Origin of the sequence: Enterobacter quasiroggenkampii (genome assembly GCF_043972695.1) — a bacterium.
Lineage (GTDB): Bacteria > Pseudomonadota > Gammaproteobacteria > Enterobacterales > Enterobacteriaceae > Enterobacter > Enterobacter quasiroggenkampii.
The window spans coordinates 1,559,637-1,584,518 of the sequence record NZ_CP143745.1; the positions used below are offsets into that span (position 1 = coordinate 1,559,637).

At 55.6% G+C, this 24,882-nt stretch carries 26 protein-coding genes; 20 read left to right on the forward strand and 6 right to left on the reverse strand.

The window, feature by feature from the left end; genetic code table 11:
* Positions 1–2 precede the first annotated feature (2 nt).
* Genes tauB through tauD form a run of 3 tightly spaced genes read left to right on the forward strand, consistent with a single transcriptional unit; the run spans position 3 to position 2,439 of the window.
* On the forward strand, positions 3–770 hold the full coding sequence (gene tauB / locus V1572_RS07420) for a taurine ABC transporter ATP-binding subunit (RefSeq protein ID WP_045909819.1): 768 nt from the start codon (positions 3–5) through the stop codon (positions 768–770).
* Positions 767–1,594: a taurine ABC transporter permease TauC gene (tauC, locus tag V1572_RS07425; RefSeq protein WP_008503401.1), complete on the forward strand. Its 828-nt coding sequence runs from the start codon at positions 767–769 to the stop codon at positions 1,592–1,594. Before tauB ends, tauC begins: the two co-directional genes overlap by 4 nt.
* Positions 1,591–2,439 carry a taurine dioxygenase gene (gene tauD / locus V1572_RS07430; protein WP_045909818.1) on the forward strand — a complete coding sequence of 283 codons (849 nt, stop codon included), beginning with the start codon at positions 1,591–1,593 and terminating at the stop codon, positions 2,437–2,439. The genes tauC and tauD overlap by 4 nt, the downstream gene beginning before the upstream one ends.
* A 105-nt stretch (positions 2,440–2,544) precedes the next feature.
* Here tauD and V1572_RS07435 read toward each other — a convergent pair whose 3' ends face one another.
* Positions 2,545–4,245: a lysophospholipid acyltransferase family protein gene (locus V1572_RS07435; RefSeq protein WP_045909817.1), complete on the reverse strand. Its 1,701-nt coding sequence runs from the start codon at positions 4,243–4,245 to the stop codon at positions 2,545–2,547.
* 127 nt (positions 4,246–4,372) lie between these two features.
* Positions 4,373–5,347, reverse strand: coding sequence for a porphobilinogen synthase (gene hemB, locus V1572_RS07440; protein ID WP_045909816.1), 975 nt, complete (start codon positions 5,345–5,347; stop codon positions 4,373–4,375).
* Positions 5,348–5,799: 452 nt separating this feature from the next.
* Here hemB and V1572_RS07445 point away from each other — a divergent pair, with 452 nt between their 5' ends.
* Positions 5,800–8,574 carry an autotransporter outer membrane beta-barrel domain-containing protein gene (locus V1572_RS07445; RefSeq protein ID WP_395299835.1) on the forward strand — a complete coding sequence of 925 codons (2,775 nt, stop codon included), beginning with the start codon at positions 5,800–5,802 and terminating at the stop codon, positions 8,572–8,574.
* 96 nt (positions 8,575–8,670) lie between these two features.
* Positions 8,671–9,294, forward strand: coding sequence for a helix-turn-helix domain-containing protein (locus V1572_RS07450; protein WP_167214436.1), 624 nt, complete (start codon positions 8,671–8,673; stop codon positions 9,292–9,294).
* A 2-nt stretch (positions 9,295–9,296) separates the two neighbouring features.
* Here the strand turns inward: V1572_RS07450 and ampH are convergent, their stop codons facing one another.
* Positions 9,297–10,457, reverse strand: coding sequence for a D-alanyl-D-alanine-carboxypeptidase/endopeptidase AmpH (gene ampH / locus V1572_RS07455; protein ID WP_032638396.1), 1,161 nt, complete (start codon positions 10,455–10,457; stop codon positions 9,297–9,299).
* A 204-nt stretch (positions 10,458–10,661) separates the two neighbouring features.
* Between ampH and V1572_RS07460 the strand changes: the two genes are divergently transcribed.
* From V1572_RS07460 to V1572_RS07470, 3 genes are all read left to right on the forward strand, one after another.
* Positions 10,662–11,195 (forward strand): cysteine hydrolase family protein, encoded by a 534-nt coding sequence (locus tag V1572_RS07460; RefSeq protein ID WP_395299836.1) that lies wholly within the window; start codon positions 10,662–10,664, stop codon positions 11,193–11,195.
* A 114-nt stretch (positions 11,196–11,309) separates the two neighbouring features.
* Positions 11,310–12,530, forward strand: coding sequence for a peptide antibiotic transporter SbmA (gene sbmA, locus V1572_RS07465; RefSeq protein WP_334762044.1), 1,221 nt, complete (start codon positions 11,310–11,312; stop codon positions 12,528–12,530).
* Positions 12,531–12,544: 14 nt separating this feature from the next.
* Positions 12,545–13,642, forward strand: coding sequence for a DUF1615 domain-containing protein (locus V1572_RS07470; RefSeq protein ID WP_045909811.1), 1,098 nt, complete (start codon positions 12,545–12,547; stop codon positions 13,640–13,642).
* Here the strand turns inward: V1572_RS07470 and V1572_RS07475 are convergent.
* Entirely contained in the window at positions 13,639–13,938 is a 300-nt protein-coding gene (locus tag V1572_RS07475) for a DUF2755 family protein (RefSeq protein ID WP_008503287.1), read from the reverse strand. The genes V1572_RS07470 and V1572_RS07475 overlap by 4 nt on opposite strands.
* A 247-nt stretch (positions 13,939–14,185) precedes the next feature.
* Here V1572_RS07475 and V1572_RS07480 point away from each other — a divergent pair, with 247 nt between their 5' ends.
* Complete coding sequence (locus V1572_RS07480; RefSeq protein WP_032656524.1) at positions 14,186–14,422, forward strand: DUF2754 domain-containing protein; 237 nt, start codon at positions 14,186–14,188, stop codon at positions 14,420–14,422.
* Here V1572_RS07480 and ddlA read toward each other — a convergent pair.
* On the reverse strand, positions 14,419–15,519 hold the full coding sequence (gene ddlA / locus V1572_RS07485) for a D-alanine--D-alanine ligase (RefSeq protein ID WP_045909810.1): 1,101 nt from the start codon (positions 15,517–15,519) through the stop codon (positions 14,419–14,421). The two genes, V1572_RS07480 and ddlA, sit on opposite strands and share 4 nt — an antisense overlap.
* Positions 15,520–15,622: 103 nt before the next feature.
* On the opposite strand from ddlA, the gene V1572_RS07490 reads away from it, so the two are divergent.
* The 6 genes from V1572_RS07490 to adrA all read left to right on the forward strand — a co-directional run bounded on the left by V1572_RS07490 (position 15,623) and on the right by adrA (position 21,291).
* Positions 15,623–16,306, forward strand: coding sequence for an extensin family protein (locus tag V1572_RS07490; protein WP_045909809.1), 684 nt, complete (start codon positions 15,623–15,625; stop codon positions 16,304–16,306).
* Between the two features lie 168 nt (positions 16,307–16,474).
* Positions 16,475–17,689 (forward strand): multidrug efflux MFS transporter, encoded by a 1,215-nt coding sequence (locus tag V1572_RS07495; protein WP_045909808.1) that lies wholly within the window; start codon positions 16,475–16,477, stop codon positions 17,687–17,689.
* Positions 17,690–17,898: 209 nt separating this feature from the next.
* Entirely contained in the window at positions 17,899–18,159 is a 261-nt protein-coding gene (iraP, locus tag V1572_RS07500) for an anti-adapter protein IraP (protein WP_023293178.1), read from the forward strand.
* Positions 18,160–18,258: 99 nt separating this feature from the next.
* Entirely contained in the window at positions 18,259–19,674 is a 1,416-nt protein-coding gene (gene phoA / locus V1572_RS07505) for an alkaline phosphatase (protein WP_045909807.1), read from the forward strand.
* Between the two features lie 90 nt (positions 19,675–19,764).
* Positions 19,765–20,085 carry a phosphate starvation-inducible protein PsiF gene (gene psiF / locus V1572_RS07510; RefSeq protein ID WP_008503278.1) on the forward strand — a complete coding sequence of 107 codons (321 nt, stop codon included), beginning with the start codon at positions 19,765–19,767 and terminating at the stop codon, positions 20,083–20,085.
* A gap of 102 nt (positions 20,086–20,187) precedes the next feature.
* On the forward strand, positions 20,188–21,291 hold the full coding sequence (gene adrA, locus V1572_RS07515) for a diguanylate cyclase AdrA (protein WP_045909806.1): 1,104 nt from the start codon (positions 20,188–20,190) through the stop codon (positions 21,289–21,291).
* A gap of 16 nt (positions 21,292–21,307) precedes the next feature.
* Here the strand turns inward: adrA and proC are convergent, their stop codons facing one another.
* Positions 21,308–22,117 carry a pyrroline-5-carboxylate reductase gene (gene proC / locus V1572_RS07520; protein WP_032656527.1) on the reverse strand — a complete coding sequence of 270 codons (810 nt, stop codon included), beginning with the start codon at positions 22,115–22,117 and terminating at the stop codon, positions 21,308–21,310.
* A gap of 97 nt (positions 22,118–22,214) precedes the next feature.
* Here proC and V1572_RS07525 point away from each other — a divergent pair, with 97 nt between their 5' ends.
* The 5 genes from V1572_RS07525 (at position 22,215) to ppnP (ending at position 24,852) form a co-directional block, all read left to right on the forward strand.
* A complete protein-coding gene (locus V1572_RS07525) occupies positions 22,215–22,673 on the forward strand; it encodes a YaiI/YqxD family protein (RefSeq protein WP_010428006.1) in 459 nt (152 codons plus the stop codon).
* Positions 22,674–22,817: 144 nt separating this feature from the next.
* The gene (aroL, locus tag V1572_RS07530) at positions 22,818–23,342 is read left to right on the forward strand and encodes a shikimate kinase AroL (RefSeq protein ID WP_045909805.1); all 525 of its coding nucleotides are present in this window, start codon (positions 22,818–22,820) and stop codon (positions 23,340–23,342) included.
* 44 nt (positions 23,343–23,386) lie between these two features.
* Positions 23,387–23,578, forward strand: a complete 192-nt coding sequence (yaiA, locus tag V1572_RS07535) for a protein YaiA (RefSeq protein ID WP_023334675.1) — start codon at positions 23,387–23,389, stop codon at positions 23,576–23,578.
* Positions 23,579–23,815: 237 nt separating this feature from the next.
* Positions 23,816–24,493, forward strand: coding sequence for an AroM family protein (locus V1572_RS07540; RefSeq protein ID WP_045909804.1), 678 nt, complete (start codon positions 23,816–23,818; stop codon positions 24,491–24,493).
* Positions 24,494–24,564: 71 nt separating this feature from the next.
* Positions 24,565–24,852, forward strand: a complete 288-nt coding sequence (ppnP, locus tag V1572_RS07545; RefSeq protein WP_008503270.1) for a pyrimidine/purine nucleoside phosphorylase — start codon at positions 24,565–24,567, stop codon at positions 24,850–24,852.
* Positions 24,853–24,882 lie beyond the last annotated feature (30 nt).

Genomic DNA, 24,882 nt, shown 5'->3' on the forward strand with positions numbered 1-24,882 from the left:
CCATGCTGAATATTACAAATCTGTCTGCTGATTACGGTGGCAAACCCGCGCTGGAGGAGATCAACCTGACGCTGGACAGCGGTGAACTGCTGGTGGTGCTGGGTCCGTCCGGATGCGGAAAAACCACGCTGCTGAATCTGATCGCCGGGTTTGTCCCTTATCAGCATGGCTCCATTCAACTGGAAGGCAAAAAAGTGGAAGGCCCCGGCGCCGAGCGCGGCGTGGTCTTCCAGAATGAAGGCCTGCTCCCATGGCGCAACGTGCAGGAAAACGTGGCGTTTGGGCTGCAGCTTGCGGGCATCAATCGTGAACAGCGGCTGGAAACGGCGCGGGCGATGCTGAAAAAAGTGGGGCTGGAAGGCGCGGAAAAACGCTATATCTGGCAGCTTTCCGGCGGCCAGCGACAGCGTGTCGGGATTGCCCGCGCGCTGGCAGCGAATCCGCAGCTGTTGCTGCTGGACGAGCCGTTCGGGGCGCTCGACGCCTTCACTCGCGAGCAGATGCAAACCCTGCTGTTGCGCCTCTGGCATGAGACGGGCAAGCAGGTGCTGTTGATTACCCACGATATCGAAGAGGCGGTATTTATGGCCACCGAGCTGGTGCTGCTCTCGCCGGGGCCGGGCCGCGTGCTGGAGCGCTTGCCGCTGGAATTCGCCCGCCGCTACGTCGCGGGGGAACCCGTGCGCAGCATCAAATCCGATCCGCTGTTTATCGAACAGCGTGAGTACGTTTTAAGCCGCGTGTTTGAACAGCGGGAGGCCTTCTCATGAGCATCGTCTTCAGTGAAAAAACGCGCCGCACGCGTCTGGCGCTGCGCTGGCCTTTCTCACGTCAAATCACGTTGAGCGTCGGCACGCTGCTGGTGCTGCTGGCGGTGTGGTGGGCAGTTGCTGCCCTGCAGTGGGTCAGTCCGCTGTTTCTGCCGCCGCCGGGACAGGTGCTGACCAAACTCATTACCATCGCCGGGCCGCAGGGCTTTATGGATGCCACGCTCTGGCAGCACTTAGGTGCCAGCCTGGCGCGTATTCTGGTGGCGCTGCTGGCGGCGGTGATTATCGGCATTCCCGTGGGGATTGCGATGGGGCTGAGCCCGACGGTGCGCGGCATCCTCGACCCGCTGATTGAGCTTTACCGCCCGGTCCCGCCGCTGGCCTATCTGCCGCTGATGGTGATTTGGTTCGGCATCGGTGAAACGTCAAAAATCCTGCTGATCTATCTGGCGATTTTCGCCCCGGTTGCCATGTCGGCGCTGGCGGGCGTGAAGAGTGCCCAGCAGGTGCGGATCCGCGCGGCGCAGTCGCTGGGAGCCAGCCGTACGCAGGTGCTGCTGTTCGTGATTTTACCGGGCGCACTGCCGGAGATTTTAACCGGGCTTCGCATCGGCCTTGGCGTGGGCTGGTCCACGCTGGTGGCGGCGGAGCTGATTGCGGCCACGCGCGGCCTTGGGTTTATGGTGCAGTCGGCGGGAGAGTTCCTGGCGACTGACGTGGTGCTGGCAGGGATCGCGGTGATCGCCGCGATCGCCTTCGGATTAGAACTGGGGCTGCGCGCGTTACAGCGCCGTCTGACGCCCTGGCATGGAGAAATACAATGAGTGAACGTCTGACCATCACCCCGCTGGGGCCGTACATTGGTGCACAGGTGTCGGGCCTGGATGTGACCCGTCCGCTGAGCGATAACCAGTTTGAGCAACTGTACCACGCGGTGCTACGCCATCAGGTGGTGTTCCTGCGCGAGCAGGCGATCACCCCGCAGCAGCAGCGCGCGCTGGCCCTGCGCTTTGGCGATCTGCATATCCACCCGGTCTATCCGCATGCGGAAGGGGTGGAGGAGATTATCGTCCTCGACACCCACAACGATAATCCGCCGGATAACGATAACTGGCATACCGATGTGACCTTTATCGACACGCCGCCTGCGGGGGCGATTCTGGCGGCGAAACGGCTGCCGGAGACGGGGGGCGATACGCTGTGGGCCAGCGGGATTGCGGCGTATGAGGCGCTCTCCGCGCCGCTTCGGACGCTGCTGAGCGGGCTGCGGGCGGAGCACGACTTCAAAAAATCGTTCCCGGAGTACAAGTACCGTAAAACGGAAGAGGAACATCAGCGCTGGCAGGAAGCGGTGGCGAAGCATCCTCCGCTGCTGCACCCGGTGGTGCGGACCCATCCGGTGACGGGCAAACAGGCGCTGTTTGTGAACGAAGGGTTCACCACGCGCATCGTGGACGTGACGGAAAAAGAGAGTGAGGCGCTGTTAGGTTTCCTGTTTGCGCATATCACCAAACCGGAGTTCCAGGTGCGCTGGCGCTGGCAGGAGAACGATCTGGCTATCTGGGATAACCGCGTGACGCAGCATTATGCCAATGCGGACTATCTGCCGCAGCGCCGGATTATGCAGCGGGCGACGATTTTGGGCGATAAGCCATTTTATCGTCCTTAATCCGTCGCTCCCGTAGGCCGGGTAAGCGCAGCGCCACCCGGCGAAAACGGTGCACAATTGCCGGGTGGCGGCTACGCCTTACCCGGCCTACAAAATACCGCACATTTAAAGGTGCGCCTCAATATACCGCTGATAGCGGTTCGCCTTCAGGTAACACAAATCCACCAGCACCAGTCCGTCGACGCAGTTGTTGAATGCCGGGTCGCTGCCAAAATCAATAAACTGCACGCCGCCGGGCTCGCACAGCTCGGAATATTGCTTGTAGAGCGGCGGAATGCCGCAGCCAAGATTGCCGAGCAGGGATTTCAGCTTCGTCAGATCGTCCACGTAATCCACGCCGCCAAACTGCGCCAGCACGTCCGGCAGGGACGCGGGATACGGCTGGCGCGAGGCGGCGAGCGGATGCGTCGCCGGGAACCACAGGCGGTAAAAGGCGACCAGCAGATCCCGCGCGGCAGGCGGTAAGCCACCGGAAATCGAGACCGGGCCAAACAGGTAGCGGTAGTGCGGATAACGCGCCAGATAAGCCCCAATGCCGGACCATAAATAGTCCAGGCCGCGGCGCCCCCAGTAGCGCGGCTGAATAAAGCTGCGCCCCAGCTCAATGCCGTGTTCCAGCACGTCCTGCATTTTGTCGTCGTAGTGAAACAGGCTATAGCTGTACAACCCCTCAACGCCGCGCTTTTCGATCTGCATGGCCGTCGGCATAAAGCGATACGCCCCGACGATCTCCAGATCGTCCTCATCCCACAGGATCAGGTGCAGATAATCATCGTCGTAGCTGTCGGTGTCCCGACGTTTGCCGCTCCCTTCCTCCACCGCGCGAAAGGCAATCTCGCGCAGGCGGCCCAGCTCGCGCAGCAGCGGGGCGTCTTCCTGACCGTTTCGCTGCCAAAGATAGATGGTTTTACCGTCGCTGGTTTTGCCCAGACATTCGGCCTGCGCCAGCGCGCGTTTCAGGGTGGCCCGGTCTTCCGGACGGGCAATGGCGCACTGGGTTTTAAAGACGCCGGGCACTCCCTTGCCAAGACGCATCACGTGCTGACGGCACTGCTCGGCCATCTCACGCGACGAAAGGTTAGCGCTGTGCCAGTGATGCCACGCAATCTGCTGGCCGATTTTGATCGGCAGCTGGCTGTGGCGGCGGCGGAACATCTGCTGCATCAACAGCAGCATCGACAGCGTCGGGGAGACCAGCGTGCTGGCATAAAAGAGCAGGCTGTTATGTGCCTGAATATGCACCGGCAGCAGCGGGGCGCGCAGCTTGCCGGCAAGTTTGATAAAGCCGGAGTGCCACTTTTTGTCGCGAATGCCTTTGCGCGTGGGGCGGGAAACTTCGCCTGCCGGGAAGAAGATCAGCACGCCCGCATTTTGCAGATGCTGTTCCATCTGCACCAGCGACGATTTCGCCGTCCTGCCGCCCATATTGTCCACCGGAATAAACAGCGAGCTGAGGGGCTCAAGGTGGGTCAGCATCCGGTTGGTTACGACTTTAACATCGCGCCGCACGCGGGAGACGGCATACAGCAGCGCCAGTCCGTCCAGCGTACCCGTCGGGTGGTTGGCAATGATGACCAGCGGGCCATGTTCGGGGATTTGTTCGAGATCGCGGGCGGAAACGGTGCAGAGAATATCCAGGTGTTCCAGAACCTGCTCCACCATATCCAGGCCTTTCAGGTGGCGGTGGGCTGCGGCAAATTGCTGAAATTCGTCTTCGTAGAACAGTCTTTTTAACAGACTTTTTTGCCAGGGTGCGGGCCTCGCCTGAGGCCAAAGATCGTCGAGAACGCTATCGAGGCTAAACATGGTCACTCCTCCTGCCGTCTTGCGAAGACAGTAGAAGGCGCAGATGTCGATTGTATTGCAGTTGGGTGAAGATTTGAGCAGAGCGTAGGCCGGGTAAGGCGAAGCCGCCACCCGGCGCTAAAGCGGATTAACGCAGAATTTTCTTCTCGGCCAGATCCAGCGCGAAGTAGCTGAAGATCAGATCCGCGCCCGCGCGTTTGATCGCCCCCAGGCTTTCCAGGATCACTTTCTCTTCATCAATGGCACCCGCCAGGGCGGCGAATTTGATCATCGCGTACTCACCACTCACCTGATAAGCGCCCAGCGGCAACTCGGTGCGCTCGCGGATGTCGCGCAGGATATCCAGGTACGCGCCAGCCGGTTTTACCATCAGGCAATCTGCGCCCTGGGCTTCATCGAGCAGGGATTCACGAATCGCTTCGCGGCGGTTCAGCGGGTTCATCTGATAGGTTTTACGATCGCCTTTCAGCGCCGTACCGGCTGCTTCACGGAACGGGCCGTAGAAGGAGGAGGCAAATTTGGTGGAGTAGGACATGATGGCGGTGTCAGTGAAACCGGCCGCGTCCAGGGCCTGACGAATCGCCTGAACCTGTCCGTCCATCGCGGCAGAAGGTGCGATGAAATCTGCGCCTGCCGCGGCCGCGACAACAGCCTGCTTGCCGAGGTTAAGCAGGGTAGCATCGTTATCCACGCCGTGATCGCACAGTACGCCGCAGTGGCCGTGCGAGGTGTATTCACAGAAGCAGGTGTCGGACATCACCACCATTTCCGGCACGGTTTCTTTGCAGATGCGTGACATGCGGGCGACGAGGCCATCTTCTTTCCACGCGTCGCTGCCGGTCGCGTCAGTATGGTGGGAGATGCCGAAGGTCATCACCGAGCGGATCCCCGCGTTGGCGATACGTTCGATCTCACGCGCCAGATATTTCTCCGGAATGCGCATGACGCCCGGCATGGCTTCGATGGCCTTGTAGTCATCGATCTCTTCTTCAACAAAAATCGGCAACACCAGATCGTTTAAGCTCAGGGTTGTCTCTTCAAACATAGCGCGCAGTGCAGGTGACTTGCGCAGGCGGCGTGGGCGTGCAATTAAATCGGTCATGGTATGCCTGATGTTTGTGGAACAAAGAGGGCTAGTGTACATCAAAGTGAAGACGGGTGTTTTACTAAAGTGGACATTTTGCTTTTGTGAAATGCGGCAGGTGAGTTTGCCTGTCATAAATAATATATAATGCAGGTCAGTATAAGGCTGAGAGGAGAATGAAATATTCGTGTTATTTCTATATGGAAATGAAAGCATAATTAAAAATGATTTATTATTTTCCGGTGTGTTTTTCCAATTGGTTTAGCCGTGTATTAACATTCTGTTTTTATAATATTTATTTTATGAAGCCTTATGGTTTATGGTCTGAATGTGTTTTTGTCTGAATACGGACTTAATGGAAACATTCATTGAACCTTTTCGAAATGAAACTGCATAATTCCCTCCGCAATTAAATATTGCAAATTCATTGATGGACAAACTTGCTTACGTCCCTGAGGAGGGATGACCCAATGCAAACATGGAAAAAGAAACTCGTTGTATCTCAACTTGCATTAGCCTGCACCCTGGCTATCGCTTCTCAGGCCAATGCGAAGGATATTTCCGGTACGACATATAATACCTTCGGATACGATAATACAGCGTCCACCCCCTGGTATTATGGTTATGCCGACTGGGATTACTCGGATGCCATCCATGATGGTGATATTTATCCCGTGATTAATAAAGCCACCGTGAATGGTGTTATTTCAACGTACTACCTGGATGATGGCATCAATGGCCGGGCGAATGCGTTGAGTATTTCCAATAGCACCATTAACGGCATGATTACTTCTGAGTGTATGACCACCACGTGTGCTGATGGCGTGGATGCTGACGGCACCCATCATACGCAATACGATCGTTTTAGCCTGACCGTTGATAATTCCACCCTTAACGATACGTACGAGCATTATGCGTATGATGTCGTGAATGGGGAAAATACGGAAAGACACTATCTGGATACGTACGATCTGGGTAATGCGATTACCCTGGATGTGGAATCGGATATTGTTATCCAGAATAATTCTCACGTCGCGGGGATTACCCTGACGCAGGGGTACCAGGAGCTGGATAATACGCCATACGACGGCGTTGAAGGCGTAGCCAACAGCAGCAACGTCTTTACCGACACGCTACTGGTGAAAGATTCGGTACTGACTTCCGGTGCGTACAGCGATTTAGGTACCAGCGGATTCTACGGTCAAACCGCGAAGCCGAGCGACTATGGTGAAACCAGCGCGACCGCGGCAGACGATGCGGCGCTGATTGTGGCCGCCAGCGCGTCTGATAACGCGATGCAAACCACCGCCACGTTCGATCATTCCACCGTTACTGGCGATATTCTGTTCTCCAGCACCTTCGACAACAACTTCTACCCGAACGGCGATCCGGCAACCGATACCACCGAAGACGGCATCTATAACCCAACCACCAACGGCTGGGATGGCACCGATAAGCTGGATGTGACGCTTACCAACGGCAGCAAATGGGTCGGCGCAGCACAGTCCAGCGTCGAGGCTATCGGCACGGCGCAGATGTATGGCCAGGGCTACAGCAACGTAGACTGGAATGCTCTGTCCCCTAACAGCATTTGGCCGGACTCCACCTATGACGACAACGGACATGTTGCGGGCGAAGCGGTGTATCAGAGCGGTCTGTTTAACATCGCGCTGGACAACGGCTCCGAGTGGGATACCCGTAAGGTGTCTAACATCGACACCCTGACGGTCAACAACCAGTCTCAGGTCAACGTTGAAAACTCAGGCCTGCTGGCGGATGCCATCACTCTGACCAATGCGTCCTCATTGAATATCGGCGACAGCGGCGGCGTGGCTACCGACCATCTGTATCTGGACAGCGATAGCCGTGCGGCGCTGACGGAAGAAACGGCCGAGCTCTATGCCAACACCATCACCGTGGATAACGGTGCAGAGCTGGCGCTGGGGCTGGGTCAGGTTGATACGCACAATATGGTACTGACCGATGGCGGCGTGCTGAACGTTGCCAGCCGTGATTACGTGCTGAACAGCGATCTGAACAACGCACGCTATATCACTAACGATAAGCGCAGCGCTGATTATGACTACGGCGTAGTGGCCATTAACTCTGACGGCCATCTGGCGGTGAACGGTGACGTCGCCGGTAACTATCAGGTCCGTATCGATGACGCGACCGGAGCGGGTTCCGTTGCTGATTACAAAAACAAAGAGATCGTTCGCATCTATGACAATAATGCGGATACTGCAGCCAGCTTTACTGCTGCAAACAGAGCCGATTTAGGGGCCTATACCTACCAGGCGCAGCAGCAGGGTGACACCGTTGTCCTCCAGCAGAAAGCGCTGACCGACTACGCCAATATGGCGCTGAGCATTCCTTCTGCCAATACCAATATCTGGAATCTGCAGCAGGATACCGTAGGTGCGCGTCTGACCAACAGCCGTCAAGGCCTGGCGGATAATGGCGGAGCGTGGGTGAGCTACTTCGGCGGCAATTTCGACGGTGACAATGGCGTTATCAGCTACGATCAGGACGTGAGCGGTATTATGGTGGGTCTGGATAGCCAGATTGACGGTAATAACGCGAAGTGGATCGTCGGTGGGGCGGCAGGTTTCGCGAAGGGAGATATCAGCGATCGTACCGGTCAGGTCGATCAGGATAGCCAGATGGCGATGATCTACGCGTCAGCGAAGTTTACGAACGATCTCTTCCTCGACAGCTCCCTGAGCTACACCCGCTTCAACAGCGATCTTTCCGCTAACATGAGCAACGGCCAGTATGTTGACGGCAATACCACCAGTGACGCTGTTGGTTTTGGGCTGAAGCTGGGCTATGACTGGAAACCAAACCTCTCTGGCTACGTTACCCCATACGCAGCCGTATCGGGTCTGTTCCAGTCTGGTGATGACTATCGTCTGAGCAATGACATGCGCGTTGATGGACAATCTTACGATAGCCTGCGTTATGAACTTGGTGTTGATACGGGTTATACCTTCAACTACGGCGGCGATCAGGCTCTGACGCCTTACTTCAAACTGGCCTGGGTCTATGACGACGCCGATAACAATGCCGATATTAACGGTGACAGCATTGATAACGGCGTGAAAGGATCCGCTGTTCGTGTTGGGCTGGGCACCCAGTTCAGCTTCACGAAGAACTTCAGCGCTTACACGGATGCCACTTATCTGGGCGGCGGTGACGTTGACCAGAACTGGGGCGCAAACCTGGGTGTGAAATATACCTGGTAATGAATAAAAGCGGGGGGAGGGGTTATCTTCCCCCGCTTTTTACAGAAGCATTAAAAATAATATTGAACCGACAAATACGGATGACTTGAGGTCTGCATGAACGTTAATGCGAAACCACTTTCTGAATTACGCCGGCTCGAACAGGGGTTAATAGCAGCCAGTACCCCTTTTACATGTGCTCCTCAACAATTAATTACGTCAGGCGAATCAATTGAGCCTCGCACGATCGTATTACAAACCGGTATTATTGAGGTCTATCGCCCTTCCGATGAGCTGCTGGTGGGGATTGCGACGGCACCTTTTATTTTCGGGCTGTCTACGGTGGTCATTAATCACTCTCAGGAATACAGAGTGATGGCTAAAACGGCCTGCACCGGTTTTTATTTATCCACGGAAACTACCCGTCAACAGATCCAGCAGTATTCCCTGTGGAAAGAGGCCTTCTGCTGGTTATCCTGGATAAATTACATTCTTGAAAAACGCGATATGCAGCTGGTGGGCAATAACTCCTATCACCAGATCCGCGCGATGCTGTTAAATATGGCCGAGTGGGATGAAACGCTGCGTTCAAAAATCGGTGTGATGAATCATATTCAGCAAAGCACACGCATTTCACGTTCTGTTGTTGCCGAAGTTCTGGCCGCCCTGCGACAGGGAAACTATATCAATATGAGCCGGGGCAAGCTGGTCAGCATCAACCGCTTGCCCACGGAATATTAATATCAGTTGGACGCGGTAAGCACCTGGGCTTTATTGGCGCTCAGTTCTGCCACCAGGTTATTAATACCGTCACTCATATTGACGAAACGCGTATGCGGAGAGCGGGTCACCACCACAAACGCGCCCACGTTTGACTGGGGGATCATCGCCATATAGGTGATGAACCCGCCGCCGCCGCCGGTTTTCTGAATAATACCCGGACGACCATTTTTCGGTGCCATATAGACCCAGCCCATGCCGAGCGCATCGGCTTTACCCGGTACGTCCATTCCGATGACCCGATGCAGCTGAGTACGCTGATAAATCAGGGTCTGCATACGATCGGCCTGGCTGCTGCGCGAGTAGAAATCCGAGGAAAGGAACTGCTGCATCCAGCGCATCATGTCGCCAGGCGTGGAGTAAACGCCGCCGCTGCCCACGGCCGCCAGCGTGTTATTACAGGGGCTGGCGCCTTTTTCCGCCACCATCAGGCGACGGCACTGATCCGGGGACGGGGTAAACGTGGTGTCTTTCATGCCGAGCGGACGGGTGATCTGCTCTTCAAACAGCTGCGTGTACGGTTTGCCAGCCGCCGTTGAGAGGGCATCCGCCAGCAGGTCGAACGCCAGGTTTGAATAAGAGGCCTGCGAGCCTGGTGCCGCTTTCAGCGTGGCGGTACTCAGATAGCTCCAGCGCTGGTCGCGCGTTGGCCAGACAAACACGTCACGATGCGCCGCTCCGCCTGGCTGCTCACGCGGCAGGGCGCTGGTGTGGGTAGCAAGGTTCACAAGCCGGATCGGGGTCCCCTGATACGTGGGGACCCGGGCACCTGGCGGCGCGTATTTGCTGAGCGGATCGTCGAGCTTCACCACGCCCTGGTCGAGCAGTTTCACCAGCATTTCGCTGGTCATGAGCTTGGTTAAGGATGCGATGCGGATGACGGAATCCAGCTGCGGGTGAATGTTATTTCCCGGGCGCGTTTCGCCAAAGCTGCGGAATACACGCTGGTTTCCGTCGATGACGACCATCGCCATTCCGGTCGCGCCGCTGCCGTAATAGATAAGGTTCGCGTAGCGATCGGCAATATCTGAAGCTAAAACGGGAGCCGTCAGCGGTTGGGCTGCCTGGGCGGTAGAGAAGCTCACCGCACACAGCGCGGCAAAAGAGAGCAGACAACGTTTCAACGAAAAGCATCCATGAAGTGAATGAGGAAAGTAATGGGTATTTATACTACTAATCGGTACCGTGCAATGCCCCGAATTGCATAACGATAGCGAGAAAAACGTAACCATGGGTAAATATGAACAATTTACTTGCGAGCCATCTCCCATTTTGTGACATCGGGCTTATGATAGGCACCAGTGTCACTCAATCTTACGGAGAACGGTATGTCTGAGAAGCGTGTGGTTATGGTTGTCGATATGCAGAACGGGGTGTTTGAAACCCCTCGTCATCAGCGCGAAAAGTGTGTCTCTCTGATCAACCAGCTTACGCAGGCAGCCGACACGGTGATTTTTATACAGCACACCGAGGCCGGGGGGCTGGAAGAGGGGGGGGCAGGGTTTGCGCTACTGCCTGAACTCCATCAGCCTGCCGACGCGCTTTACGTGACCAAAACGGCCTGTGATGCCTTCTACAACACCGGGCTTGAGACGCTGCTGCGGGAGCAGGGCATTCGCGAGTTTGTTATCTGCGGCTGCGCCACCGATTACTGCGTCGATGCGACGATCAAGAACGGCGTTAGCCGGGGTTATCACATCACCGTGGCGGAAGATGCCCATACCACATCCAACCGCCCGGCTGCTGAAGCACAGATTCTGATTAACCATCACAACGACGTCTGGCGTAACTTCATTGCGCCGGCGAATCCTCTCGCAGTGAAACGCACCGAAACAATTCTTGAAAACTGGAAAGCGAACTAATAATTAACGCTCGGGTCTGACCTTTTTGCCGGAGCCGGGAGGCTGGCTCGGGCAGGTTTTCGTGTGGTGACGTGTTGTACACAGCAACAGCCATAACAACAAGAAGGAAGCATTATGTTTAAGTCTTTTTTCCCAAAGCCGGGGCCTTTTTTCCTGTCGGCATTTATTTGGGCACTGATCGCTGTCATTTTCTGGCAGGCGGGCGGCGGCGCATGGCTGACGCGCATCACGGGGGCGACAGGCGAGGTGCCGATTAGCGCGGCGCGCTTCTGGTCGCTCAGCTTTATCGTATTTTATGTCTACTACACGGTATGTGTGGGGCTGTTTGCACTCTTCTGGTTCAAGTATTCTCCGCATCGTTGGCAGTTTTGGTCGATTTTGGGATCTGCACTGATCATTTTCGTTACCTGGTTCATGGTGGAAGTGAGCGTTGCAATTAATGCATGGTATGCACCCTTCTACGATTTGATCCAAAAAGCGCTAAGCGCCCCGAATAAGGTTCCGATTGGTGAACTCTATGCCAGTCTCGTTAGTTTTACCGGCATTGCCATGATTGCAGTAACAGTGGCAGTGCTGAACAATTTCTTCGTTAGCCATTACGTTTTCCGTTGGCGTACTGCTATGAACGAATATTACATGGCAAATTGGCAACGACTGCGGCACATCGAAGGTGCTGCACAGCGTGTGCAGGAAGACACCATGCGTTTTGCCTCAACGCTGGAGGACATGGGGGTCAGCTTGCTTAATGCTGTGATGAAACTTATCGCTTTTTTACCGATTCTGATTGCACTTTCACCCCATGTGCCTGAACTTCCAGTTGTTGGTCATTTACCCTATGGTTTGGTTATTGCGGCACTGGTCTGGTCTCTTATGGGAACGGGGCTTCTTGCTGTGGTGGGGATCAAATTGCCGGGGTTACAATTTAAAAATCAGCGCGTGGAAGCGGCTTACCGTAAAGAACTTGTTTACGGTGAGGATGACCCATCACGAGCTGCGCCACCAACGGTAAAAGCGTTATTTCAGAACGTCCGTTTTAACTACTTTAAGCTCTACTTCCACTACATGTATTTCAACATAGCTCGTATTTTATATCTTCAGGCCGATACTGTTTTTGGAATAGTCCTGTTGTTCCCGTCAATTGTTGCAGGGACAATTACCCTGGGACTGATGACCCAAATTACTAACGTTTTCGATCAGGTCAGAAGTTCATTCCAGTACCTGATCAGCTCCTGGACCACGCTGGTGGAACTGATGTCCATCTACAAACGTCTGCGCAGCTTTGAACGCGAGCTGGACGATCGTGACCTGCAGGAAGTCACTAACACATTTAGCTAATACAGGACGTTGCTATGCCTTTTGCCGTACCGCGCGCGTTACCGTTGACCATTCTGGCCGCTTTTGTGCTGGCAGGCTGTGCCGAAAAGGGGGCCGCTCCGCTCAAAAAGGGCGAGAAGCCCGTTGATGTGGCGAGCGTTGTGCGGCAGAAAATGCCCGCCAGCGTGAAAGATCGTAATGCGTGGGCAGACGCGCTGGCAAAAACCTTTGAAAGCCAAAAGATCGCGCCGACCGAGGAGAACATCTGTTCGGTGCTGGCGGTGGCACAGCAGGAGTCGATGTACCAGTCAGATCCGGCTGTGCCGGGGCTGAATAAAATCGCCTGGAAAGAGATCGACCGCCGCGCGGAGTCCATGCATATCCCGGTGTTCCTCGTGCATACCGCGCTTAAAATCACCTCGCCGAACGGCAAAAGCTACAGCGAGCGGCTGGATACGGTGAAAACCGAAAAACAGCTTAGCGCCATCTTTGATGATTTCATCAGCATGGTCCCAATGGGGCAGAAGCTGTTTGGTTCACTGAACCCGGTCCACACCGGTGGCCCAATGCAGGTAAGCATCGCGTTCGCGGAGAAACACACCGACGGCTATCCGTGGAAAATCGACGGTACGGTACGCCAGGAGGTCTTCTCTCTGCGCGGTGGACTGTGGTTCGGCACGTATCACCTGTTGAACTACCCGGCGAACTACGATGAGCCGCTGTATCGCTTTGCCGATTTTAACGCCGGCTGGTATGCCAGCCGTAATGCGGCATTCCAGAGTGCGGTCAGCCGCGCAAGCGGCGTTAAGCTGGCGCTTGACGGCGATCTCATCGCTTACGGCAGCAGCGAGGCGGGAAGCACCGAGCTTGCCGTACGGAAATTATCGGCAACGCTTGGCTTGAGCAACAGCGACATTCGCCGCCAGCTTGAGAAAGGCGATAGCCTGGCCTTTGAGAAAACGGATCTGTACAAGAAGGTGTTTGCGCTTGCAGAGCAGAAAAGCGGGAAAACGTTACCGAGGGCTATCCTGCCGGGTATTCAGCTGGAAAGCCCGAAGATCACGCGTAACCTGACCACCGCGTGGTTCGCAAAACGCGTGGACGATCGCCGGGCTCGCTGTATGGGGCTTTAACGGCGGCGGCGAAAGCGCAGCACTAATGCCACAACGCCCAGAATCATACATCCCGCGAGGAAGGGAATCAGGCCGAACAAGGTGCTGACGCCAAAACCAATCTCAACTCGCGGGCGTCCGTTATCCTGCACCTGCATCAGGTGTTCGTAAACGCCAGGCGCATGGACCAGCATATTGAGCAGCTGCGAGCCAGCCCAGAAGCAGAACAGGACAAACAGGGCATACGCGATATTACCCGCCGTGGAGGTTTTTGGTTTTCCGCCAAAAATCGGTTTCGACAATGTAAAGTCAGCCATGATGACCTCCGGATAAATCGCTCTGTTAATACGCTTCGTACAGGGTGAGTTTGACAGGTCATCGCATTTGTCAATATCAGAATCGTGGTAATTTACGCGACGGAATCCTCCTGGATTGTTGATTTCTGCAGCACGTCACAATTTATTAACTTAAGTGAAATTGCGTCGCGTTTCAGAATTTCCGTATCTGCCACAGACCTGGTCGTAAAACTGTGAGAGGATGTCTTTTTTTCCTGCCGGAGTTGTTATGAAGCTCACGTCCAAACTACGCCGTGACTGGCACTACTACGCCTTCGCTATCGGGCTGATCTTTATTCTTAACGGTGTCGTGGGTCTGCTGGGGTTTGAAGCAAAAGGCTGGCAAACCTATGCCGTCGGGCTGGTGACCTGGGTTATCAGTTTCTGGCTGGCGGGGTTGATTATCCGCCGTCGTCCTGAAGAGACGACAGCGGATGAGGCAGAGTCGGCGAAGGGCGCCGATTAACCGTTTACGGAACTTTTAAGCGCGCTGTCGGCGGCGTGACGCTCCAGCGCGAGTTCGATCAGGCGGGTGATCAATTCTGGGTAGCTCAGGCCGCTCGCCTGCCACAGCTTCGGATACATGCTGATGTTAGTGAACCCCGGCAGCGTGTTAATTTCATTGATCACCACCTCGTTTTTCGCCGTCAGGAACACATCCACGCGCGCCATGCCGCAGCAGCCGAGCGTCTGATAAGCGCGAATGGCGATCGCCCGGATCTTATCGTTAACCGCCGGATCGAGATCCGCAGGCACGACAACCTGCGCGCCTTTATCATCAATGTATTTGGTGTCGTACGAGTAGAAGTCGCTGTTTAAGACCACTTCGCCGCAGGTGCTCGCCTGTGGAAAATCGTTGCCCAGCACGGCGCACTCAATTTCACGGCCTTTGATGCCCTGCTCAACCACCACTTTATGGTCGAACTCAAACGCCAGGCGGACAGCTTGCGTGAATTCAGCTTCGCTGGTCACTTTGCTGACGCCCACGGAGGAGCCCTGGTTTGCAGGCTTCACAAACAGCGGCAGACCCAGCTCTCCGCTAATTTGCGCGAAGGTGTGTTTGTCGCGGTTGGCGCGGGTGAGCGTAACGAACGGGGCAATATTCAGCCCGGCATCGCGCAGCAGGCGTTTGGTCACGTCTTTGTCCATGCAGGCGGCAGAGCCGAGGACATCCGAGCCGACGAACGGCAGGTTGGCCATGCGCAGCATTCCCTGCAGGGAACCATCTTCCCCCAGGGTACCGTGAACGATAGGGAAGACGACGTCGATCTGGGCGAGAGCCTGCGCATTGCCGGCGTCGATAAGCTGCCCCTTCACGACGCCGGGTACGGTGGCGACGCTCACTTCTGAAGGATTCAGGGCGATGTGTGCCGGATCGTGAGCATTGAGCAGATACTGGCTGGCATCGTTAACGTGCCACTGGCCCTGTTTATCAATGCCCAGCAGCACCACGTCGAAACGGCTTTTATCGATCGCATCAACGATATTTTTAGCCGATTGCAATGACACTTCGTGCTCCGCTGATTTTCCCCCAAAGACAATACCTACGCGCTGCTTAGCCATCTCACTCTCTTCCAGTCTGACGAAAAGCCAATAACATACCACGATGCCCGGCGGGTTTCGCGGCCTTCTGCCATAATGTTTTGGGGAATGTTGAGGGGGGAGAGTGAGAGGAAAAACGCTGCTGACCGGATTTATCATTTTGACCATCGCAACGCTGGGTTACCGCTGGTTGCCGACTTACTACAACCCTTTCACGCCGCTGACGCTTGACGATCCGCCAGGCCGAATCACTCAGTATAAGCTTCGGCGTTTAACTCCCGAGGCGTGCGCGAGCCTGCTGTTACAGGCTAACCAACGCGATCTCATCCGCACCCAGCCGGTAGCGGACAGCGGCGGCGCGTGTCCCCTTAACAACGTCGTGCGCGTGCGTGACTTCGGCCCTGTCGGCCTGAACAGCAGCTTTCTTGCCAGCTGCCCGCTGGCGCTCAGCTCAGCCCTCTTTATCAGCCAGCAGGCCCGGCCGCTGACAAAACGCTATACGGGCAGCGAGCTCGCGCGTATCGACCACCTTGGCAGCTTTGCCTGCCGCAATATTTATAACCGCCCTGACGCGCGCCGCAGTGAACATGCCACGGCGGAGGCGCTGGATATTGCCGCTTTTCGTCTGGCGAACGGTGAACGCGTCACGGTGCTGAATGGCTGGAAGGCGACAACAACGCAGCCTTGGCTGAAGGCCATGCTGGCGGCGAGCTGTGGCTACTACGGGAACGGCCTGGGACCGGAGTATAACGCGGCGCATGCTAACCATTTTCATCTGGGAATGCGCGGTTTTGGCCTCTGCCGGTGAAGCATAATATTCCGCCAGAAAATGGATGAATTGTGACTTATTTCACAAATATGATGACTGGGAAGATAAAACACCAAAGTCTGTCGGGCCGCATCTCTGGTGCGACGTTGACACGCGTAACTTGCTAATCTGTCGGCGAATTCGCCTAAAAATGAAGACTATTTCGTTATGGAATCCTGGAAAGTTAATCTTATCTCGGTCTGGTTCGGTTGCTTCTTTACCGGGCTGGCCATCAGCCAGATTTTACCGTTCCTGCCGCTGTACGTGTCGCAGCTGGGGGTGACCTCGCATGAAGCGCTTTCCATGTGGTCCGGTCTGACGTTCAGCGTCACGTTTCTGGTCTCCGCCATTGTGTCACCGATGTGGGGCAGCCTGGCAGATCGAAAAGGCCGTAAACTGATGCTGCTGCGCGCCTCGCTCGGGATGGCGATTGCTATTCTGCTGCAGGCCTTCGCCACCAACGTCTGGCAGCTGTTTTTCCTGCGGGCGGTGATGGGGTTGACGTCCGGGTATATTCCAAACGCCATGGCGCTGGTCGCCTCTCAGGTGCCGCGCGAGCGTAGCGGCTGGGCGCTGAGTACGCTCTCCACGGCACAGATCAGCGGCGTCATCGGCGGGCCGCTGTTGGGGGGCTTTCTGGCGGACCACGTCGGGCTGCGCGCGGTATTTATTATCACCGCGATCCTGCTGGTGGTCAGTTTTCTGGTCACGCTCTTTCTGATCAAAGAAGGGGGCCGCCCGGTTATCAGTAAAGCTGAACGCCTCAGCGGCAAGGCCGTTTTTGCCTCGCTGCCTTATCCGGGGCTGATGATTAGCCTGTTTGTGACCACCATGGTCATCCAGCTCTGCAACGGTTCGGTCGGTCCGATTCTGGCGCTGTTTATCAAGTCGATGGAGCCGGAGAGCACGAATATCGCTTTTCTGAGCGGCATGATTGCCGCCGTGCCGGGCGTATCCGCCCTGATTTCCGCGCCGCGTCTGGGTAAACTGGGGGACAGGATCGGCACGGCGCGCATCCTGATGGCGACGCTGATCTTTGCGGTGGTGCTCTTCTTCGCGATGTCGTTTGTCACTTCTCCGCTTCAGCTTGGCATATTGCGATTTCTGCTCGGCTTTGCTGACGGCGCCATGTTGCCTGCGGTACAGACCCTGCTGGTCAAATATTCCAGCGACCAGGTGACGGGGCGAATTTTTGGATATAACCAGTCATTTATGTATCTGGGGAATGTTGCCGGTCCGCTTATTGGCGCATCCGTTTCCGCAATGGCCGGTTTTCGTTGGGTATTTGCGGCGACAGCGATTGTTGTTTTAATCAATATTATCCAGCTGGCTATTGCGCTGCGACGCCGCCGACAAATGGCGGAGGCCAAATCGGTGAGATAACACTTTAGTAGATGTATTATATATTCTTATGGTAGCCGCATTTTTATATAACAAAATGCGGCGTCTTTTTTTAGAAAAACGTTTCGCTCACGGCGCTACCTCTTTATTTTCGTTCCTGTGTCACTTTTGCATACCATAATTAATTTCTTCTCTTTGCAATAGGGATTCAGAGTGATAACGTCAGACAAAACTGAAAAGGAACTGGCACGATGAAAAACCTCATTGCTGAATTGCTGGTCAAGCTGGCACAAAAGGAAGAAGAGTCAAAAGAGCTGGTGGCTCAGGTCGAAGCGCTTGAGATTGTGGTCACCGCGTTGCTGCGACAAATGGCGAAAACCGATCAGCAGGCGTTGATTGAGAGCGTGGAAGGCGCGCTGGAGAGCGTCAGGCCTGAATCGCAAGTACCGGTTGAGGATGCGGAGATGCTTCACCAGTACGTAAAGAAGCTGTTAAGGCATCCGCGCAGCTAAACCGTCACAGGACGTAACGACGTGTCATAGAATTGTCATGCAGGATGCCTATAGTCGCTCTGTTTTTATTTTTATGTATTTGTACATGGAGAAAATAAATTGAAACAGAGCGCACTTTTCATTGCATTACTTCCCCTGTTAATTACCCCTGCCATTTATGCAGATACGACGCAAACCAGCGTGCTGGATAATCGTGCGGCAAAAGGGGATATCACCCAGCCTGGCGGCGCGCGCCGTTTATCAGAAGATCAAACGGCCGCTATTCGCGCTTCGCTGAATGAGAAACCGGCAAAAAATATTATTCTGCTGATTGGCGATGGAATGGGCGATTCCGAAATCACGGCGGCGCGAAATTATGCCGAGGGAGCGGGTGGCTTTTTTAAAGGTATCGATGCCTTACCGCTGACCGGACAATATACCCACTACGCGCTGGATAAAAAAACCGGTAAACCGGATTACGTAACGGATTCCGCGGCCTCTGCCACGGCGTGGTCCACCGGCGTGAAAACCTATAATGGTGCGCTGGGCGTGGATATTCACGAACACGATCATCAAACCCTTCTGGAGATGGCAAAAGCGGCGGGCCTGGCGACCGGCAACGTCTCCACCGCTGAACTTCAGGATGCGACGCCTGCGGCGCTGGTGGCACACGTGACCTCGCGTAAGTGCTACGGCCCGTCAGTGACCAGCGAAAAATGCCCTACAAATGCCCTGGAAAAAGGCGGCAAAGGCTCGATTACGGAACAACTGCTGAACGCACGTCCTGACGTGACGCTGGGCGGCGGCGCGAAAACCTTCGCGGAAACCGCGACGGCGGGCGAATGGCAGGGCAAAACGCTGCGCGAGCAGGCGCAGGCTCGTGGCTATCAGTTGGTGAGTGACGCAAATGCTCTGGCGGCGATAAGCGAGGCGAACCAGGACAAGCCGCTGCTGGGGCTGTTCTCCGACGGCAACATGCCCGTGCGCTGGGAAGGTCCAAAAGCCTCGTATCACGGCAATATCGATAAGCCTGCGGTGACCTGTACGCCAAACCCGAAACGCACGGACAGCGTACCAACGCTGGCGGCGATGACCGATAAAGCGATCTCTCTGCTGAGCAAGAGCGAAAAAGGGTTCTTCCTGCAGGTAGAAGGCGCGTCAATCGATAAGCAGGATCATGCGGCGAATCCGTGCGGTCAGATTGGCGAAACCGTCGATCTGGACGAAGCGGTGCAGAAGGCGCTCGCGTTCGCGAAAAAAGACGGTAACACCCTGGTGATCGTCACCGCGGACCACGCGCACGCCAGCCAGATCATTCCGCCAGATACCAAAGCCCCTGGCTTGACGCAGGCGCTGAACACCAAAGATGGTGCCGTCATGGTGATGAGCTACGGTAACTCTGAAGAAGAGTCCATGGAGCACACGGGCACCCAGCTGCGCATTGCCGCCTACGGCCCGCACGCGGCTAACGTGGTAGGCCTGACGGATCAAACGGATCTGTTCTACACCATGAAGGCGGCGCTGGGTCTGAAATGATAAAAATCCCGGTGGAAATCACATCTGCCGGGTGGTTTTTTTCCTGTCACGAACCAGACTTACAGGGAATGTTCACAAAAGGATGGTGCAATGAAAACAACATTACTGGTTACTCTGCTCTCCGGCCTGTTCCTGGTCGCCTCGGCGAACGCGGAAGAGAAAACGTTAACGCCGCAGCAGCAGCGTATGACCACCTGTAATCAGCAGGCGACGTCTCAGAGTCTGAAGGGCGATGCTCGCAAGACCTACATGAGCGACTGCCTCAAAAACGGCGCCTCGAAGCCAGCTGAAAAAAGCCTGACGCCTCAGCAGCAAAAGATGCGCGAGTGTAATGCCAAGGCCACCGAACAGTCTCTGAAAGGGGATGACCGCAGCAAGTTCATGAGTGCCTGCCTGAAGAAAAAAGTGTAGTTCTAACGGGTGAGCGGCTCCGGCGGCTCACCCGAAATTTCATACTTTCCCCGCAGACCCCCTCTCTATAATTTGGGAAAATGTTTCAGAATATTCCCAAAAATGATGAATGATGAAACGTATTACAACAAAAAGCGCATTCGGGAAGAGTGGAATTTAACCCTTTCTCAGGATGACCCTCACCGCGCCGGCATTCAGTTTGCCCGGCGGGTTCGGCTGGCGCGCGCCGTGGGGCTGGCAGCGATGTTTTTCCCGGTTGCAGGAATGCTGGTCACCCATTTTTTACCCGGCGGCTGGTGGCTTTTACTGGTCGGTTGGGCGTTCGTCTGGCCCCATTTCGCCTGGCAGTTATCCTGCCGGGCCGCGTCACCTCATCAGCAGGAAGTATTCAATCTTAAGATCGATGCCATCATTGCCGGGCTCTGGATCGGCGTGATGGGGATGAGCGCGTTACCCACGGCGGCGCTGGTGATGATGGTAGGGATGAACATGATGGGCTCCGGGGGCTGTCGTCTGTTTATTCCGGGGATCCTGTTGACCCTGCTCTCCGCGCTGGTGACGCTGCCGCTTGTCGGCCGCGTGGCCGTCTTTAACCCCGACCCGGTGGAGTGGGGCTTAACGCTGCCGGTGCTGGTGCTTTATCCCATGCTGTTTGCCTGGCTCAGCCACCGCACCGCCGTCAGGCTTGCTGAGCACAAGCAGCGGCTGGAAATGATGAGCACACGCGACGGCATGACAGGGGTCTTTAATCGACGCCACTGGGAAATGCTGCTGCGAAATGAATTTGAGCATTGCCGCCGTGACCACTGCACCGCCACGATTTTGCTGATTGATATCGACCACTTTAAAAATATCAACGATACCTGGGGGCACGCCGTGGGGGATGAGGCGATCATTGCCATCACGCGCCAGCTCCAGATGTCGGTGCGGTCAGGTGATGCCATCGGCCGGTTTGGCGGGGATGAGTTTGCGGTGATTATGTCGCAGACCGCGGCGGAAAGCGCGATCGCCGTGATGTCCCGGGTGCATGAGCGGCTGGAAACGCTGTCGCTACCGTGCGCGCCAAAAGAGGCGCTGCGCATCAGCGTAGGCGTTGCCCCCTGGGGACCGCAATTTGGACATTATCGGGAATGGCTAAAGGCGGCTGACGTGGCGCTGTACAGAGCGAAAAATGCCGGGCGCAGCCGTACCGAAGTGGCCGCCTGACGCCCGACTGAAACGATCAGGATTTACTCAGCTTCTCTGATTTTTCCATGCATTTTGTCATGGCCTCAATGACGGCCGAGCGGAATCCGCGCTCTTCCAGCACCCGCACTGCTTCGATGGTGGTACCGCCAGGGGAGCACACCATATCTTTCAGCTCACCCGGGTGTTTGCCGGTCTCCAGCACCATTTTGGCTGAGCCCATGACGGCCTGCGCGGCGAACTTATACGCCTGGGCGCGCGGCATTCCGCCAAGCACGGCGGCATCGGCCATCGCTTCTAAAAACATGAAGACATACGCAGGCGCAGAACCACTGACGCCGACTACCGGATGGATCATCGATTCGGCAATCACTTCTGCTTCACCGAAGCAGCGGAAAATGTTCAGTACATCCGCCACGTCTTCTGAGGTCACCAGGGCGTTAGGCGTGACGGAGGTCATGCCGGCGTTGACCAGTGAAGGGGTGTTTGGCATCGCACGGACGATTTTGCGGTCGTGGCCCAGCGCGCGCGCCAGCTGATCGAGCGTGACGCCCGCGGCAATCGACACCACCAGCGTCTCTTTATTCAGGCTGGAGGTGATGTCGCTCAGCACTTTGATCATGATGTTCGGCTTGACGGCGCCAAAGACGATATCGGCGACCTGGGCCACTTCCTGCGCGCTTTCGGCGGCGTTGATCCCGTACTGATCGCGCAACGCGGCGACCTTGTCCGGTGACGGGGTATAGACCCAAATCTGACCCGGCAACACCTGCCCGCTGGCGATCAGACCGCCCAGGATGGCTTTGCCCATGTTACCGCAGCCGATAAACCCGATTTTCTTGTCCATCACGATTCTCCGTCATTATGCGTTGTTTTCTCTGATTGATAGCTTAACAACGAAATGCAGGCGACAATAGTCGGCAGAGTTATTATGGGGAGACAATATGGCGATTTGGGTTGATGCGGACGCGTGTCCGAATGTGATTAAAGAGATTTTATTTCGTGCCGCCGAGCGCGTTCAGATGCCGCTGACGCTGGTGGCGAACCAGAATATTCGCGTACCGCCTTCGCGCTTCATCCGCTCTTTACGCGTGCCGGCCGGGTTTGACGTAGCGGATAACGAAATTGTCCGCCTGTGCAGCGCGGAGGATCTGGTGATCACGGCGGATATTCCGTTGGCTGCCGAAGTGCTGGAGAAAGGGGCGGCGGCGCTCAATCCGCGCGGAGAGCGATACTCGCCGTCGACCATTCGCGAGAAGCTCACTATGCGCGATTTTATGGATACGATGCGGGCCAGCGGCGTGCAGACCGGTGGGCCGGATAGCCTGTCACAGCGCGATCGCCAGCAGTTTGCTGCCGAACTGGATAAATGGCTGCTGGAAGTGAAGCGCCGTACAGCGTAATGATAATTATTGTCAATTTGTGGTACAGTGTGGCCTCCACAGGGTTGTCATCCCGTACCGCTTTGCAGTAAAGTAATCGCAACATCTTCTGCAATTATTTCTTTACACTCTTCAGCCATCCGGCATCAAGGGGAACACCTGGCTATGACCCAACCCATCTTTTTAGTTGGCCCCCGCGGCTGTGGGAAAACCACCGTTGGCCTGGAGCTGGCACGCGTGTGTCATCGCCAGTTTGTGGATACCGACCACTGGCTGCAAACCGAGGCTGGAAAAACCATCGCTGAGATTGTTGAACAAGAGGGATGGGAAAGCTTTCGCGCGCGCGAAACGGCCACGCTGAAAGCGGTCACCACCCCGTCTGCGGTGATTGCGACCGGGGGTGGCATTGTTCTGGCGGAGTGTAATCGTCAGTTTATGCGCGAAAAAGGGATTGTGATTTACCTCAGTGCGCCGGTGTCGGCCCTGGTTGGGCGTCTGGAAGCCTTTCCGGAAGAGGGGCAACGCCCTGCGCTAACCTCCAGGCCGCTGAACGAAGAGGTGAGTGAAGTGCTGGCGGAACGCGATGCGTTATACCGCGAAGCGGCTCACCACGTGGTGGATGCGTCAGCCTCTCCCGAAGACGTTGTGATTCAGATTATTACCGCCCTGCGTTTGGCTTGTGCCAGCTAAGCGGCGTCTATACTTATAGCTCAGACATAAAAAAAGGATGAGCTATGCCAACCAGACCTCCCTATCCGCGTGAAGCGCGCATTGTTACCGTTGAAAAAGGCCATACGGGTCATACCGTGACCTGGTATCAACTGCGTGCCGATCACCCAAAACCGGACTCGCTGATCAGTGAACACGAGACTGAACAGGAAGCGCTGGATGCGAAACGGCGCTACGAAGATCCCGACATAACCTGAATGTTTTCCTAAACGCTCCAGGATCGTGCCTGAATCACACTTTTTACTCATCGTGAAAGTTAAGCAGGAGTTAATATTTAGTTATTACAAGTAACTCTGGTATCGGCAGGCGATCTTTACATTTCGATGTCGGGATCACCTGCTACGCTTGGTGCTGTTTTGTTGAAAAAATGAACTGTGCAGCGTAGTGAGCCTGTACCTGTGTGCACGATGTTGGAGTAATGGAAGGCGACAAAGATGAAGGCAACGTTGGCGATCCTCACCATTGGTGTGGTCCCTGTAAGCGAAGTGTTACCGCTCTTAACCGAGCATGTATCTGAACAACAGATAACGCATCTGAGCCTGCTTGGGAAGATGAGTCGGGAAGAGGTCATGGAGGACTACGCTGTCGAGGCGGGGGAGGATCCCCTGGCGACGTTATTAAGTGACGGTAAACTGGCGCATGTTTCACGCCAGAAAATCGAGCGCTCGCTGCAGGGCGTAATAGAAGTGCTCGATAATCAAGGTTATGACGTTATTTTGCTGATGAGCACGGCCCCCATTAAGGGGCTTATGGCGCGCAATGCGATTCTGCTGGAACCGATGCGCATCATTCCGCCGCTGGTGGCCTCCATCGTGGATGGTCATCAGGTGGGGGTGATTGTCCCCATTGAGGAGCTCATGGATAACCAGGAGGCAAAATGGCATGTGCTGGAAAAAGTGCCCTTGTACGCGCTGGCCAATCCGTTCTGGGACAGTGAGGCCAAACTCATTGCTGCCGGGAAGGAACTGCTGGAAAGAGGGGCCGATGTCCTGATTCTGGACTGTCTGGGGTTCCACCAGCATCATCGTGATTTGCTGCAAAAAGCGCTGGATGTGCCGGTGCTGTTATCCAACGTTCTGATGGCTCGCCTGGCCTCGGAACTGCTCATGTAACGATTTTGCGTGACAGGTGATGAGCATGGCCCCTATAGTGAATTTTTATCTAAAAATATAAGGGCCAGTTCATGCTTCAGAGTAACGAATACTTTTCCGGTAAAGTGAAATCCATTGGTTTTACCAGCAGCAGCACTGGCCGCGCCAGCGTTGGCGTAATGGCGGAAGGGGAATACACCTTTGGCACGGCGGAAGCGGAAGAGATGACGGTGGTCAGCGGCGCGCTGAACGTCCTGCTGCCGGGTGAAACGGAATGGAAAGTTTACGCTGCCGGGCAAGTTTTCAACGTCCCTGGCCACAGCGAATTTCATTTGCAGGTGGCTGAGCCTACCTCTTATCTGTGCCGCTACCTGAAATAAAAAATTAGCCGGGTGGCGCTAACGCTTACC

Coding starts and splice junctions, on each gene's coding strand:
- V1572_RS07445 (WP_395299835.1), top strand. CDS start 5,800: ATGCAAACATGGAAAAAGAAACTCGTTGTATCTCAACTTGCATTAGCC.
- V1572_RS07480 (WP_032656524.1), top strand. CDS start 14,186: ATGAAGCTCACGTCCAAACTACGCCGTGACTGGCACTACTACGCCTTC.
- tauC (WP_008503401.1), top strand. CDS start 767: ATGAGCATCGTCTTCAGTGAAAAAACGCGCCGCACGCGTCTGGCGCTG.
- V1572_RS07435 (WP_045909817.1), bottom strand. CDS start 4,245: ATGTTTAGCCTCGATAGCGTTCTCGACGATCTTTGGCCTCAGGCGAGG.
- ddlA (WP_045909810.1), bottom strand. CDS start 15,519: ATGGCTAAGCAGCGCGTAGGTATTGTCTTTGGGGGAAAATCAGCGGAG.
- V1572_RS07460 (WP_395299836.1), top strand. CDS start 10,662: ATGTCTGAGAAGCGTGTGGTTATGGTTGTCGATATGCAGAACGGGGTG.
- iraP (WP_023293178.1), top strand. CDS start 17,899: ATGAAAAACCTCATTGCTGAATTGCTGGTCAAGCTGGCACAAAAGGAA.
- aroL (WP_045909805.1), top strand. CDS start 22,818: ATGACCCAACCCATCTTTTTAGTTGGCCCCCGCGGCTGTGGGAAAACC.
- V1572_RS07450 (WP_167214436.1), top strand. CDS start 8,671: ATGAACGTTAATGCGAAACCACTTTCTGAATTACGCCGGCTCGAACAG.
- ppnP (WP_008503270.1), top strand. CDS start 24,565: ATGCTTCAGAGTAACGAATACTTTTCCGGTAAAGTGAAATCCATTGGT.
- psiF (WP_008503278.1), top strand. CDS start 19,765: ATGAAAACAACATTACTGGTTACTCTGCTCTCCGGCCTGTTCCTGGTC.
- V1572_RS07475 (WP_008503287.1), bottom strand. CDS start 13,938: ATGGCTGACTTTACATTGTCGAAACCGATTTTTGGCGGAAAACCAAAA.
- proC (WP_032656527.1), bottom strand. CDS start 22,117: ATGGACAAGAAAATCGGGTTTATCGGCTGCGGTAACATGGGCAAAGCC.
- V1572_RS07540 (WP_045909804.1), top strand. CDS start 23,816: ATGAAGGCAACGTTGGCGATCCTCACCATTGGTGTGGTCCCTGTAAGC.
- tauB (WP_045909819.1), top strand. CDS start 3: ATGCTGAATATTACAAATCTGTCTGCTGATTACGGTGGCAAACCCGCG.
- V1572_RS07525 (WP_010428006.1), top strand. CDS start 22,215: ATGGCGATTTGGGTTGATGCGGACGCGTGTCCGAATGTGATTAAAGAG.
- hemB (WP_045909816.1), bottom strand. CDS start 5,347: ATGACCGATTTAATTGCACGCCCACGCCGCCTGCGCAAGTCACCTGCA.
- V1572_RS07470 (WP_045909811.1), top strand. CDS start 12,545: ATGCCTTTTGCCGTACCGCGCGCGTTACCGTTGACCATTCTGGCCGCT.
- V1572_RS07495 (WP_045909808.1), top strand. CDS start 16,475: ATGGAATCCTGGAAAGTTAATCTTATCTCGGTCTGGTTCGGTTGCTTC.
- sbmA (WP_334762044.1), top strand. CDS start 11,310: ATGTTTAAGTCTTTTTTCCCAAAGCCGGGGCCTTTTTTCCTGTCGGCA.
- adrA (WP_045909806.1), top strand. CDS start 20,188: ATGATGAATGATGAAACGTATTACAACAAAAAGCGCATTCGGGAAGAG.
- tauD (WP_045909818.1), top strand. CDS start 1,591: ATGAGTGAACGTCTGACCATCACCCCGCTGGGGCCGTACATTGGTGCA.
- yaiA (WP_023334675.1), top strand. CDS start 23,387: ATGCCAACCAGACCTCCCTATCCGCGTGAAGCGCGCATTGTTACCGTT.